General features: G+C 66.9%; 12 protein-coding genes. 8 read left to right on the forward strand and 4 right to left on the reverse strand.

Annotated features, from left to right (window positions below):
- The first annotated feature begins 12 nt into the window (after positions 1–12).
- Genes ABDV78_RS04480 through ABDV78_RS04515 form a run of 8 tightly spaced genes read left to right on the forward strand, consistent with a single transcriptional unit; the run spans position 13 to position 6,868 of the window.
- Positions 13–2,181, forward strand: coding sequence for a chemotaxis protein CheA (locus ABDV78_RS04480; protein WP_343526032.1), 2,169 nt, complete (start codon positions 13–15; stop codon positions 2,179–2,181).
- Positions 2,178–3,038 carry a protein-glutamate O-methyltransferase gene (locus ABDV78_RS04485; RefSeq protein ID WP_343526033.1) on the forward strand — a complete coding sequence of 287 codons (861 nt, stop codon included), beginning with the start codon at positions 2,178–2,180 and terminating at the stop codon, positions 3,036–3,038. The genes ABDV78_RS04480 and ABDV78_RS04485 overlap by 4 nt, the downstream gene beginning before the upstream one ends.
- A complete protein-coding gene (locus tag ABDV78_RS04490; protein ID WP_343526035.1) occupies positions 3,038–4,051 on the forward strand; it encodes a chemotaxis response regulator protein-glutamate methylesterase in 1,014 nt (337 codons plus the stop codon). The genes ABDV78_RS04485 and ABDV78_RS04490 overlap by 1 nt, the downstream gene beginning before the upstream one ends.
- Positions 4,048–4,626 carry a chemotaxis protein CheD gene (locus tag ABDV78_RS04495; RefSeq protein ID WP_343526036.1) on the forward strand — a complete coding sequence of 193 codons (579 nt, stop codon included), beginning with the start codon at positions 4,048–4,050 and terminating at the stop codon, positions 4,624–4,626. Before ABDV78_RS04490 ends, ABDV78_RS04495 begins: the two co-directional genes overlap by 4 nt.
- Before the next feature lie 29 nt (positions 4,627–4,655).
- The gene (locus tag ABDV78_RS04500; RefSeq protein ID WP_343526169.1) at positions 4,656–5,033 is read left to right on the forward strand and encodes a response regulator; all 378 of its coding nucleotides are present in this window, start codon (positions 4,656–4,658) and stop codon (positions 5,031–5,033) included.
- A gap of 23 nt (positions 5,034–5,056) precedes the next feature.
- Positions 5,057–5,500 carry a chemotaxis protein CheW gene (locus ABDV78_RS04505; RefSeq protein WP_343526038.1) on the forward strand — a complete coding sequence of 148 codons (444 nt, stop codon included), beginning with the start codon at positions 5,057–5,059 and terminating at the stop codon, positions 5,498–5,500.
- Between the two features lie 52 nt (positions 5,501–5,552).
- Complete coding sequence (locus ABDV78_RS04510) at positions 5,553–6,566, forward strand: chemotaxis protein CheB (RefSeq protein WP_343526040.1); 1,014 nt, start codon at positions 5,553–5,555, stop codon at positions 6,564–6,566.
- A gap of 5 nt (positions 6,567–6,571) precedes the next feature.
- Complete coding sequence (locus ABDV78_RS04515) at positions 6,572–6,868, forward strand: hypothetical protein (RefSeq protein WP_343526042.1); 297 nt, start codon at positions 6,572–6,574, stop codon at positions 6,866–6,868.
- Positions 6,869–6,888: 20 nt separating this feature from the next.
- On the opposite strand, the gene ABDV78_RS04520 is transcribed toward ABDV78_RS04515, so the two are convergent.
- The 4 genes from ABDV78_RS04520 to ABDV78_RS04535 form a co-directional block, all read right to left on the reverse strand.
- The gene (locus ABDV78_RS04520; RefSeq protein ID WP_343526043.1) at positions 6,889–7,347 is read right to left on the reverse strand and encodes a hypothetical protein; all 459 of its coding nucleotides are present in this window, start codon (positions 7,345–7,347) and stop codon (positions 6,889–6,891) included.
- Between the two features lie 231 nt (positions 7,348–7,578).
- A complete protein-coding gene (locus ABDV78_RS04525; protein WP_343526044.1) occupies positions 7,579–10,527 on the reverse strand; it encodes a TonB-dependent receptor in 2,949 nt (982 codons plus the stop codon).
- Between the two features lie 147 nt (positions 10,528–10,674).
- Positions 10,675–11,487, reverse strand: coding sequence for a ferredoxin--NADP reductase (locus tag ABDV78_RS04530; protein WP_343526045.1), 813 nt, complete (start codon positions 11,485–11,487; stop codon positions 10,675–10,677).
- Between the two features lie 85 nt (positions 11,488–11,572).
- Positions 11,573–13,834 (reverse strand): TonB-dependent siderophore receptor, encoded by a 2,262-nt coding sequence (locus tag ABDV78_RS04535; RefSeq protein WP_343526046.1) that lies wholly within the window; start codon positions 13,832–13,834, stop codon positions 11,573–11,575.
- Positions 13,835–13,881: the final 47 nt, after the last annotated feature.

Here is a 13,881-nt window from a genome sequence, read left to right on the forward strand (position 1 = left end):
AGGCCCGACCCGATGAATCTCGACGAGATCCAGCAGATTTTCTTCCAGGAATGCGAAGAGGGCCTCAGCACGCTGGAAACCGCCTTTGCCGATCTGAAGCGCGGGCGCCAGGATGACGAGACGATCAACACCGTCTTTCGCGCGGTCCACTCGATCAAGGGCGGCGCTGGCGCGTTCGGGCATGAGCGGCTCCAGCATTTCTCGCACCATTACGAGACCCTGCTCGACCTGATCCGCAACGGCACCCTGCCGCTGGACGAGCCGCTGATCGACCTGATCGTCGCGGCGTTCGACACGCTGACCGACCATGTCGCCGCCGCGCGCGGCGAGGATTCCCCGCCCGGCGACGATGCGATGCTCGACCGTCTGGCCGCCGCCGCCCAGGGCGATGTCGGCGGCGGCACGCCCGCGCCCGAAACGGGGATCGCGGACGAGCCCGAAACGGTGGCCGCCCCCCCTGCACTCGACGATTTCGACGCGCTGTTCGCGATGCTCGAAGAGCCCGCCGCCACGACCGCCGAGCCCGAGACGGCTGAGTGGATCGTCACCATCCATCCCGGCCCTCGCGCGTTCGACCATGGTGCCGAGCCGATACTTGCGCTGCGCGAACTGGCGCGCATGGGCGGCCGGACCCTGTCCGCCGACCTGTCCGCACTACCCCCGCTCGACGGGCTGGATGCCGAGCGCGCCTATATCGGCTTCACCATGGCGATGCCGGGGGCGGCCGATGAGGAGGATATCCGCGCGGTCTTCGATTTCGCCGATCCGCAATGCCGCCTGACCATCACGCGCGGCGATGCCGGGCCGGCCCTGGACAAGCCGGTCGACACCGCCCCGCCCCCCATCGCGAAGATCACGGCGATGGTCGAGACGATGGCCGCGCCGGTCGCGGCCGTGCCCGTCGCGCCCCTTCCTGCCCCGACCCCGAAGACCGCCCCATCGCCGGCGGAGGCGGCGAGCAGTCCGCGCGTGGCCGCCGCCGCCACGCAGACGATCCGCGTCGACCTCGACAAGCTGGACCGGCTGGTCAATCTGGTCGGCGAACTTGTCATCACCCAGGCGATGCTGGCGCAGCGCCTGTCGGAAAGCGAGATGGGCTCGATCTCCGAACTGTCCGACCTCGACCACCTGACGCGCGAATTGCAGGATTCGACCATGGCGATCCGCGCACAGCCGATGAAGACGGTGTTCAGCCGGGTGCCCCGCATCATCCGCGAACTGGAGGTCGAGACCGGCAAACGCGTCCGCCTGGAGGTGGAGGGCGAGATGACCGAGGTCGACAAGACCGTGGTCGAACGGATCGGCGAACCGCTGACCCATCTGATCCGCAACGCGGTCGACCATGGCCTGGAAACGCCCGCCGATCGCAAGGCGGTGGGCAAGGACGGCGAAGGCGTGGTCACGCTGTCCGCCGCGCACCAGTCGGGCCGGATTGTCATCACCGTCGCCGATGACGGGCGCGGCATCGATCGGGCGCGCGTCAAGGCCAAGGCGATCGAGCGCGGCATCATCACGCACGACGCGCAACTGTCCGAGGAAGAGATCGACAATCTGATCTTCGCGCCGGGCTTCTCGACCGCCGCCGTCGTCTCCAACATCTCGGGGCGCGGCGTCGGCATGGATGTGGTGCGCAAGAACATCCAGGCGCTGGGCGGCAGGATCGGCATCCATTCCGAACTCGGCAAGGGGTCGAGCTTCTCGCTCAGCCTGCCGCTGACGCTGGCCGTGCTCGACGGCATGATCGTGACCGTCGGCGACCAGACCTTCGTCATCCCGCTGACCCATATCGTCGAAAGCCTGCGCCCCGGCATCGACGAGGTGCATGTGGTGGGCGGCCAGTCGCCGCTGCTCGATGTGCGCGGCACCTATGTCCCGGTCCACCGGGTCGGTGAACAGCTCGGCGTGACCGGCGCGAAGGTCAAGCCCGAGGAGGCCGTGCTGATCGTCGTCGAAAGCGACCAGGGCCAGGCGGTGCTGATGGTCGACTCGATCCAGGACCAGCGCCAGGTCGTCGTGAAGAGCCTGGAGGCGAATTACCGCGCCATTCACGGGCTGGCCGGGGCCACCATCCTGGGCGATGGCCGCGTCGCGCTGATCCTCGACGTCGACGCCCTGATCGGCCGATGGCGGCGGGACGGGCGCGGCGGCGGCGCGGCGTTCATCGAGAATCTGGCCGCGTGACCGCCCTCGCCGCCCTTCCCCCCGATCGCGAGATGGAGTTCGCCTTCTCGGAGTCCGATCACCGCGCGATCGCGGACATGGTCTATGCCGAATCGGGCATCCTGCTGCCCGAGAGCAAGGCCAAGCTGATCTATGGGCGGCTGGCGCGGCGGCTTCGGGCCTGCGGACTGACCAACTTCCCCGACTATCTGGCGATGATCGAGCGGGATGCGGCGGAAAAGGCCCGCGCCGTCGATGCGCTGACCACCAACCACACCTCCTTCTTCCGCGAAAACCATCATTTCGAGCATTTTCGCGAGCATCTCTGGCCCGGCTTCGCACAGCGGCTGGCGACCGGCGGCCGCGTGCGCGTCTGGTCGGCGGCCTGTTCCAGCGGCGAGGAACCCTATTCGCTGATGATGACGATCGCAGGCCAGGACGTCCGCGCCGCCGAAAGGCTGGCCTCGCAGGATTTCCGCCTGCTGGCGACCGACCTGTCGCCCAGTGTCATCGCGACCGCGCGCGCCGGCCGCTACCCGCTGGATACCACCCGCGCCATGCCCGCCTCTATGCGCCAGCTCTGGTGCCGCCGGGTGGGCGACCAGGACGAACTGCACCCGGCGCTGCGCGCGACCATAGCCTTTCGCGAACTCAACCTGCTGCGTTCCTGGCCGATGAAGCGGCCCTTTGACGTGATCTTCTGCCGCAACGTCATGATCTATTTCGACGACGCGACCAAGACGCGGCTTCTGTCCCGCTTCGCCGATCAGATGGTCGATGGCGGCACCATTTTCATCGGCCATGCCGAACGCATCCCGCCGGATGTGGCGAATCGTTTCCGCTGCATCGGCCGCACCGCTTTCCAGAAGGTGTCCTGATGGCCGTAAGAACGCTGATCGTCGACGATTCTCCCACCATGCGGGCGCTGATCGCGGGTACGCTGCGCCGCGATCCCGATATCGAGGTGGTCGGGGCCGCCGACGGCCCGCTCCAGGCGCGCGAGATGATCAAGGCGCTGGACCCCGACGTCATCACACTGGATGTCGAGATGCCCGACATGAACGGGCTCGACTTCCTCGAACGCATCATGCGGCTGCGGCCGATGCCGGTGGTGATGCTGTCGACCCTGACCCAGGCGGGCGCCGATGTGACCATCCGCGCGCTGGAACTGGGCGCGGTCGAATGCTGCGCCAAGCCCGCGCAGGGATGCGTCGACCGCCATCTGGTCGACAGCGTCAAGGCCGCCGCGCTCAGCCGCCGCGTTCGCATCAGCGATGCGGCCCACGCGCCGGTGCCGGCCAGCCCGTTCCAGCCGCGCGCCAATGCGCTGATCGCGATCGGGGCGTCGACGGGCGGGGTCGAGGCGCTGATCGCGGTGCTCGGCGGCTTTCCCGCCAACTGCCCGCCGACGGTCATCGTCCAGCACATGCCCGCGACCTTCACGACCAGCTTCGCGGCAAGGCTCGACCGACTGTCCAAGCCGACCGTGGCCGAGGCGCGGCATGGCCAACCCCTGCTGCCCGGCCATGTCTATCTCGCGCCGGGCGGCACCCATCACCTGGAGGTCGGGGGCACCGACGGCCAGTATCGCGCGCGCCTGATCCCCGACGATCCGACCAGCGGCCACCGCCCCTCGGTCGACCGGCTGTTCCGAAGCGTCGCCAAGGTCGCGGGCAAGCACGCGGTCGGCGCGATCCTGACCGGCATGGGCCGCGACGGGGCCGACGGGTTGCTCGCCATGCGCGCCCAGGGCAGCTTCACCGTCGGGCAGGATCGGGAAAGCTGCGTCGTCTATGGCATGCCGGGCGTCGCGCAGGAGATCGGCGCGGTCACGCGGCAATTGACGCTCGGCCGCATCGCCCCCGCGCTGATCGATCGGTGCCGGGCATGATCCCGGCCCAGGCGATCCCGATCACCCCGATCGCGCAGCGCGACGGCCTGCGACGGATCAGCATCATCCAGGGTGAAACCCGCGTGTCGGCCGAAAAGGACGTGGTGCTGACCACCATCCTGGGCAGTTGCATCTCGGCCTGTCTCTATGATCCGATCGCGGCGGTCGGCGGGCTGAATCATTTTCTGCTCGCCGAACCCGGCTGCGCGGAAACGGATCCTAAATCCATGCAGCGTTACGGCGTGTACGCGATGGAAGTCCTGATCAACGCGATGATGGCGCTCGGCGCGCAACGGCACAGCCTGAAGGCCAGGCTGTTCGGTGGCGCGATGATGCGCGACGGATTCCGCGACATCGGCCAGGCCAATGCGCAGTTCGCGCGCCGCTTTCTGGCCGACGAACGGATCGCGCTGGTCGGCGAGGATGTCGGCGGGATCAGCGCGCGCCGCGTCGAGTTCCGCCCGGCGCTGGGCCTTGCCCGTTGCCGTCACGTCACCGATGCGCTGGCCCCGCCGCCGCGCATCGCCCGCCCCACGCCTCCGCCCGCCGCGACCGGCGATGTCGAGTTCTTCTGATGACCCAGCTAATGTCGAAAGGCCCCTTCGTGTCCCAGACCATCATGACCGTGGACGATTCGCCCAGCATGCGAATGCTTCTGCGCGCGGCGCTGACCGATATGGGGTATCAGGTGCTGGAGGCGGAGGACGGCATCCATGCGCTCGACACGCTGGACGGCGTGACGCCGGACACCGCACCCGATCTGGTGATCACCGATATCAACATGCCGCGCATGGATGGTTTCAGCCTGATCGAGGCGCTGCGCCGCAAGCCCTGCCACCGCAACCTGCCCATCCTGGTGCTGACCACCGAAAGCTCCGACGAGAAGAAGGCGCGCGCACGCGACGCGGGCGCGACCGGCTGGATCGTCAAGCCCTTCAACCCCGAAAAGCTCGCCGCGGCCATCCGCCGCGTGCTGCACTGATCCCAAGTCCGAAGGAACCGACCATGTCGCGTCAGCTCATCACCTTCCAGCTCGGCGACCAGATATTGGGCGTCGACATCATGGCCATCCGCGAAATCCGCGCTTGGTCGCCGGCGACCCCGCTGCCCAACGTGCCCGCTCATGTGCGCGGCGTCGTGAACCTGCGGGGCGTCGTCCTGCCGGTGCTGGACCTGCGTCACCGGCTGGGCTGGGGCATCACCGATCCCAGCGCGCGGCACGTCATCATCGTGGTGCGGATCGGCGAGCAGTTGCAGGGCCTGATCGTCGATGCGGTCAACGATATCGTGACCATCCCGCCCGAATCGATGCAGCCGCTGCCCGACATGGGCGATTCGACCGCGGCCCACTTCCTCGATGGACTGGCGACCATCGACCAGCGGCTGATCCTTATCCTGGCGCTCGACCGCCTGTCGGACGGCGTGGGCGTGACCGCGGAAGCGGCTTGAGACTTGTGTGACACGGATGTGACGGCGCATCCGTCTTGGAAGGTATTGCGTAATGGCCGATGTGAAGGTTCTGGTGGTCGACGACTCGCTGACGATGCGGGTGCTGATCTCGGGCGCGCTTGAGCGGATCAAGGGCGTGGCGGTCGTGGGGGCCGCGGACGGTGCGGCGGAAGCGCGCGCGATGGTCGAGCAATATCGCCCCGAGGTGATGACGCTGGACGTCGAGATGCCGGGGATGAGCGGCCTGGATTATCTGGCGGAGATCATGGAGACGCGGCCCATGCCGGTCATCATGTTCTCGACCCGCACCGCGGCCGGCGCCGCCGAGTCGGTCGAGGCGCTGCGCCTCGGCGCGATCGACTGTTTCCCCAAGCCCAAGGTCGCGGTTCAGTCCGAACTGGATGCGATCATCAACAAGCTGGGCAAGCGGATCAAGTCGGCGCGCAACGCCGACCTGAAGCGCAGGATTGGGGGCGCGCCGGGTCATGCCCGCAAGGCGCCACCGCCCGCGATGAACTGGAACGGCCGCATCCTGGCGATCGGGGCCGACGCCGCCAATACCCAGGCGCTGTTCGACCTGTTCCAGAGCTTTCCCGCCAACTGCCCGCCGACCCTGGTGGTGCAGCAGATGTCGCCGGGCCTGCTGACCCCGATGATCGACCAGCTGCGCGACCAGATCGCGCCCAAGGTCGTCGAGGCGGCCGACGGCATGAAGGTCGAACAGGGCACCATCTATTTCGCGCCGCAGAGCGAGACGCACATGGTCGTCGACACCTGGCCGGAGGGTAGGATCCGCCTTCTCGCCCGCGAGCCGGTGGCGGGCGAACGGCCGTCCATCTCGCTGCTGTTCGCGTCGGTGGCCAAGGCCGCGGGGGCCAATGGGCTGGGCGTGCTGCTGGCACTGGACGACGAGGATGGCGCGGCGGGCCTGCGCGCGATGCTGGCGGGGGGCGCCTATGCGATCGGCCGGACGGGCACCGACTTCAGCCTGTCCAAAGGGATGGTGTCGCAGCCGGTGGCCGGGGACGCCATCTCGGCCAATGTCCTCAAACTCTGCGGAAAGTAAGGGTCATGACGACCGAATCGGCACCCGGCCTCGGTATCGGTCAAGATCTGGCGCAGGCGCTGGCCGAGGAGCTGGTCGAACTGACCCGCTCCCTGGCCGAGCTAGCCTATGATCTGGGAAGCGATTCCGACACGTTGCGCCGTCATATGGAAAGCATCCAGTCGATCGACCGGATCACCCAGGCGCAGTTGGCGATCGCCGACATATTGCGATCCAGTGCGCCGATCGCCGAGCGGATCGACGGCGTGACGCTGGAAAAACTCGCCCACCGGCTGCGCGAGCGGATGGCCCGCGCGGCCTGATCGAGCCGAACGAAGGGGTATCAGTCGCGACGGCCCTGCACCGCGCTCATCCGGTCCAGCAGCGGCCGAAGCCCACCCAGCCATTGCCGCATCCCGGCCCGCGCCTCCTCGCTGAGGCTCAGCAGCGCCAGCCGACGATCCGTCGGGTGCGGCGCGCTTTCGAACATCCCCATCGACACCAGCATGTTGATCCAACGGACCGCCGTGGTTCGCGGCACGCCCGATGCGCGGTAACAGGCGCTGGTTTCGACCATCCGCCCCTCTTCCTCCTCCAGGAAGACGAACAGCAGCATGTCGAACGCCGGGTCGGCGAACAGCGAGTGATCGAAATACTGCCCGATCCCCTCGCGCGCGGCACGGATCACCTGTCCGATATCGGCCGGGGTGACCCGCGTTTCCTGCTCGACCCTGAAAAGGGTTTCGACGGCCTCCAACTCGTCGCGGATCCGACGCAATCGGTCATCGATCCCTGCGGTCATCTGGACGGACCTTCCCCTGTAGTGGTCGCTCACGACCTCGAACCCCTGACCCAATTCATGCCCCCAGTGATTGATCCAAGACCTTGCGGAAAAACTCGCTTTATTCCGGCTGCCGCACACCACCGCAATTCCAGATTGCGCCGGATACGGGCAAATTTATTGTAGATTAATCAGAATTTTTTATAACATCATATCAATAAGGGGCATAGATGGGGCAGAACGCTCCACGGGTCAGAAAAACAGTTTTCGCACCGACAGCCGGATGCTGCGGCCGAGCGGATCGAGATAGCCGGGCTGATAGCCGATCGGGACGGTGCCCGACGCATCGGTCACCCGCTGCCGCTGGTTGAAGACATTGTCGACGAGCAGGCTGACCCGCATTCCCCGCACCCAGGGATGCGCGCGAACCAGCTCCATCCTTTGCCCGAGATCGGCGAACAGGCGCAGATCGACCGTGGCGAGACTGCCGAAGTTCAGCGTCTGGGGGGCGGCGAGCGTACCGCCATTGACCCGGGTGGCGCTTTGCCAGTTGCCCGAGAAGCGCACGCCCACCCCGTTGTTGCTATACCCCGCCTGCGCCTCCAGTTGATGCCGCGAGGTGCCGCCGCTGCCGCCGATCGCATCGCCGTTCAGCAGGTCGAGGACCGGGCCGCCATCGGCCACCGTCACCCGGTCGACCAGCGTCCAGCTGTGATAGAGGGCGAACTGGATTCGCCCGCCGCCACGCCCGCCGCCGAAGCCGCCGCCTCCAAAGCGTCCGCCCGGACCACCCGGCCCGCCTGGTCCGCCGGCCCCGCGCGGCGGACCGTCTCCGTCACGCGGCTCGGGCCGATCCGCCGGCGGTGGGGGCGGGGGCGCGTTGGGATCGGGCGCGCCGCCCAGTTCGGCGCCGGGCGCACCGGCTCTCTCGGCCCGCGCCTCACGCCCTTCGCCGCGCCCTCCGCCAAAGCCACCCCGCCCCGGAAAGTTCATCCCTGCAAAGGGATTGGGGACGGTCCCGGCGCGGAATGCCTCCAGCTCCTTCTGGATGCGGGACTTGATCGGGCGCGAGAAGTTGATGCCCCAGCGCAGTTGCTGCCGCTCGCTGCGGGAAAAGTTGATCGGTCGCGAATCGACGCGCAGCAGATTGCCGTTTCCGTCGCGCGAGAAGCGGTCGGGAAAGGCCGCCTCGATCGCGGCGGTGGGCGTCGGGAAGGACGCGATCGGATCGTCGGTGGTATTGCGGAAATAATTGGCCGACAGGGTCAGGTCGCGATCGCGCCACGGCTTCAGGTTCAGGCCCAGCTTCATGCTGCGGCGATTGTCCTCGACCAGGCCGGGATTGCCGCCGGTGATGCTGGTGATCGTCGCGGTGGTGCCGCGCACATAATCGAACAGCCGGACATTGGGCGTGGTGATGGTGGGATTGCCCAGTTGCGCGGCGCTGGGCGCATCCTCCTGGCGGCTCCACGATGCGATGAACCGCACGCCCTCCAGCGGCGCCCAGTTGGCGCCATAGCCATAGCTGGTCAGCGTGCCGAAGTCCGATAGCTGGTTCGCTCCGGCGTTCAGGTTCAGCGACAGATCGCCCAGCGCACCCAGCACCATCTTGCTGCGCCGCGCGATGGGAAAGTCCAGATTGACCTGCCCGTTGGCGATATCGCGCGACACGTTGCCGGTCTGCACCACCCCGAACCGGGTCGAACGGCTGGACAGGTCGCTGGTCTGCGCCCCCATCTTGATCGTCGCCTGGATATCGCCCGCGGGCAGCGGCAACACCCGGCCGCTCAGCAACCCGTCGATCTCGCCGGAAGAGGAGGTGGAGCGCGCGTAGTTGCGCGGCGACAGGCCCAGCGCATCGATCGGTCCGAAGGGATTGGCGGTCGGGTCATTGGCGTTCAGCCGCGCCTGCAACCCGGTGATGTACAGCCCGGTATCGGTGGCGACCCGGCTTTCGGCCCGGTCATAGGCCCCGGTCAACGACCAGCGCCATTTGCCCAGATCACCGTTGAACACCGCGCCCAGATGCGCGGTCAGTCCGGTATTGTCCTGGCTCAGCGGGCCATAGGCATCGGTCAGGCGGCTGATCGTCGCGGTCGTGGAAAAGGGCGAGAAGGGATTGCCGACCGGCAGCAGCAGGTTGGCGGAGGGCAACCCCTGCCAGCTGTTGCTCTGCGTCGTCTGCACCTCGGCGTTGAACGAGGCGGCGACCTTATTGAAGATGTTGCGCGCATAGACGATGTTCGCGTCGAACTGCCGCTGCGCGCTTTGCAGGGTGCGGTACCGGGTGATGTCGGTGGCGTTGGCGGGACTCCCCGCCAGTTGCTGAAGCGTCGGCAGCGCGCTCAGCCCGGCCGGAATGCCGACCACGCTGGGCGTCGTGCTGGTCAGCGCGGACAGGCCCGGGTCGGTGGTGACGATATTGCCGCCCAGCGCCGCATTGCTGGCCGGTGCCAGGATATCGCGCTCCGCCTCGGTCAGGCGCGAGCGTTCCTGATAGTCGACATGGATGCTCAGCCGCTTGTCGCGGCGGATCGCCAGCGAATCGAGCTTCCCCTGCCCCTGCGCGGTGCCCCCCTCTGTCGGCACCTGACCGATCGCCTCGGCGACCAGCGAGCGGAAGCGGGGGCGAAGGACGAAATTCACCACTTTCTGATCGGCGCTATAGCCGTATTTCAGCGCGACTTCCTCGGGCAGGATGTCGACGCGCAGGATCGCCTCGGTCGGGAGGTCGCGGATTTCCTGGAAGCCCGCGATGCGCCGCCCGTTGAGCAGCACGACGGGCGATCCGCCCCGACCGCTGGTCGTCTGGGGCGTCAGTTCGTTCAGCAGGTCGGAGACGGTGGAGACGCCATAGGACCGGATATCGGCGGGGCTGAGCTGTTGTTCGGGGGGAATGTCCCCGACCACCGCACCGGGTTCGCGCCGGGCGGTGACGACGACATCGCCCGCCTCTGCCTCTTCATCCTCTTCCTCCGGCTCTTGCGGGGCGGACGACGCGGCGCGCGCACCGCCCTTGGCCGCCGGGGCCATGGCGTTCGGAGATGCCGGGGCGTTGGTGGTCGTGGTCACCTGCTGCGGCGTCGCGGCCGAAGGCGTTGCGGCGGGCTGCTCGGGCGTTTGCGGGGTGGACGCGACCTGTGCCTGTGCGATTGCCGGCATCGCGCTCGCCAGCATCAACCCTACCCAAAGTCGCATCATCCGTCCCTTTGAACCCATATCCTCGTGGAATGGGCGTTAGAACGCATTTGTCGCACGATTATACCGCGCCATGACAAATGTCGGGACGATGGGAATGGCCGTTCGGAAACGACCGCCCGGGCCCGGCCCAAGGCGGTCGTCGATATGTCAGCCCGCAAAGGCCTTTTCGATCACATAGGCCCCCGGTTGTGCGTTCGAGCCTTCGGGAAAGCCCATCTCCTCGAACCTGGCGCCCAGCGACTTGATCATCTCCATGCTGCCGCACATCATGATCCGGTCGGTTTCCGGGTTGAAGCCATGCGCGCTGGGCAGACCGGCGAACAGCCGGCCGTCATCGATCAGCGCGTCGATGCGCCCACTCGTATGGAAGGGCTCGCGCGTGACGGTCGGGACATAGTGGAACTTCTCCGCCGCGACCTCGCCGACCAGCGGATCGTCGGCCAGCTTGCCCGCCAGTTCGTCATGGAACGCCAGATCGCTGACCCGGCGAACCGAATGGACGATGACGACCTCGTCGAACATGTCATAGATATCGGGATCGCGCGCGACCGACAGGAAGGGTGCCAGGCCCGTGCCGGTCGACAGCATGAACAACCGCTTGCCGGGCAGCAGCGCGTCGGCGACCAGCGTGCCGGTCGGCTTGCGCCCGAGATAGATCTGGTCGCCCGGCTGCACCTTTTGCAGCTTGCTGGTCAGCGGACCGTCCTGAACCTTGATCGACAGGAAATCGAGCTTCTCGTCATAGGACGGGCTCGCCACCGAATAGGCGCGGAGCAGCGGTTTGCCATTGTCGCCCCGCAGCCCGATCATCACGAACTCGCCCGAGCGGAAGCGGAAGCTGTCGGGGCGCGACACCGAGAAGGAGAACAGATGCTCGTTCCAGTGATGGACGCTCTGAACCGTCTCGACGCTCAGTGCGGCGGTCGGGGTCAGTTCGGGCAGGGCAGTATCGGTCGACAACCTCAAAACTCCTTTGCATCCCGCCCCCGCCGATCGATCGGCGGGCGGGACGGACACGTCATATGTGAATGAATCGGATGCGCCCTTACCAAGAATAGCGCAGGCTGCCTACAAAGGTCCGTGATGCCCCGTAATAGCAGCCATTGTTGAAGAAGCAGCTGGTGATGTGCCGCTTGTCGAACAGATTGGCGACATTGGCGGTGAGGCTAAGCCCCTCCATCGCCGGGCTGACGCGTCCCAGATCGTAACCGAGCATCAGGTCGGCCAGCCAATAGTCGGGCGACTGGAACCGGCGGGGCACCGTCTTGCCCGCCACCACCGGGGTTGCCGTGCCGTCCGATTCCCCGACATAGCGAACGCCCGCGCCCAGGCTGAACCCGCCCAGCGCGCCGCCCGTGCCCGCCTTGCCCAGATCATAGGACAGGAAGCTCGACGCGCTCCATTGCGGCACGCCCAGCGGCCGGGTGCCGGTGACACCGCTCAACTGGTCGCCGGTGCCGACCACCGGCGATCCTTGCGTCACGCGCGGATCGGTATAGGTCGCCGCCACCGTCACGTCGAAACCCGGGGCCAGGGTTCCGCGCCCGTCCAGTTCGATGCCGCGGATCGCGACCTCGCCGATCTGCACCTGCGAGTTGGTGGGGATATTGCCGGTGCCCGCGCGCGGATCGGCGACCGGCACGTTGCGGCGGCGCAGGTCGAAGGCGGACAGGGTGAACAGCGCGGTCGTGCCGCGCGGCTGATATTTCAGGCCCGCCTCATATTGGCGGCCGGTGACGGGGGTGAAGTTGCGTCCGTCCCAGGTGCTGCCGGTCTGCGGCTCGAAGCTTTCCGAATAGCTGACAAAGGGGGCCAGGCCGAACTTGGTCTCGTACAGCGCACCCAGCCGGGTGGTGAAGGCGGTCTGGTGCAGGCGGCTGACCACGTTGGTGTTCAGATTCTGCGTCGTCTGGTTGTACGTGTCCCAGCGGCCGCTGGCTATCAGTTGCAGCCCGCCGATCGCGATCTGGTCCTGAAGATACACGCCCACCTGATCGCGCTTGGTGAAATTATGGGTCTGGGTCAGTGCGAAGCTCGGCAACGGTACGCCGTAAACCGGCGCGAAAAGGCTGAGATTGGAGATGTTGAACACCGGATTGGCGTTCGTCCCGGTGTAGAATCCCTGGTAATTCTCGCCCCGGTTATACTGCCAGTCGATGCCGCCCAGGATGGTGTGCGACACGGGGCCGGTATCGAGCTTGCCGACCAGATGGTTGTCGATGGTGAAGGTCTGGAACGCCTCGTCCGACCCGCCGCCGCCACGTTGCAGGGTCGAGAAATCGCTGTTGGCGTTCGCCCCCGTGCCGCGCGTCACGAAGCTCGATCCGTAGATTTGCCGATAATGCAGGGCGATCGCCAGATAGCGCGCATTGGTGGTCCAGCTCAGCCGGTCGGTCAGGTCGTGGCGGAACAGGATGGTCGCCGATTTCTGGGTCCGGTCGAACGCCTCATAGGAGGGCTCGGACGTGTTGAAGTCGACCGGAAGCGTCCCGAACGGGTTGGGCAGCACCGAGCCATAGACCGGCACCCCGCTATACGACCCCGATTCGGGATCGCGCTGATAGTTGAGGATCAGGGTGATGCTGGTCGCCTTGTCGGGCGCGAAGGTCAGCATCGGGCGCGCATAGTAACGACGGTTGGCGGTGTATTTGATGAACCCGTCCGACTCCTCCGCGCCCGCGATCATGCGGAACAGCCAGCGATCATCGGCATCGAGCGGCTGGTTCACGTCGATGCTGGAGCGCAGCAGCGCGTAATTGCCCGCCGCCAGCTCGATCCGGCCGCCCGCACCGGCATAGGGCAGTTTGCTGGTCAGGTTGATCAGCCCGCCCGGCGTGCCCGAGCCATAGGTGACGCCCGCCGGACCCTTCACCACATCGACCGACTCGACGAGATGGAAATCGATCTGCGGGCTGGCATAGACGCCGCCGAGCAGCCGCATCCCGTCCATGAACATGCCAGGCGCGAAGCCGCGCAGGTAAAGCTGGTCGTAGCGGGTCGCGACATTGCCGCGCTGATTCGGCGCGACGCCCGCGACATAGCCCAGCGCCTGGTTGATCGACAGCGCGTTGCGCCGGGTCAGTTCCTCCTGGTCGATGACGGTGATGCTTTGCGGCGTCGCGATCAGCGGCACGTCGGTCTTGGTGCCCGATGCCGCGCTCTTCTTCTCCCGCTGCCCCTCGACCACGACCTCTTCGCTGCGCAGCCGCTGCTGATCGTCCTCGACCGGATCGGTCGCGGCCAGCGCGGGGGCGGCATGCCCCAGGACGGTGCCCGTGGCACAGGCCGCCAGCAGCAGCCTGCTCATCGTCGCCGCGCGAAATCCCCGCATGTTTTCCCTAACCCTGCTATTGA

The sequence above is a fragment of the Sphingomonas sp. genome (genome assembly GCF_039594485.1).
Lineage (GTDB): Bacteria > Pseudomonadota > Alphaproteobacteria > Sphingomonadales > Sphingomonadaceae > Sphingomonas.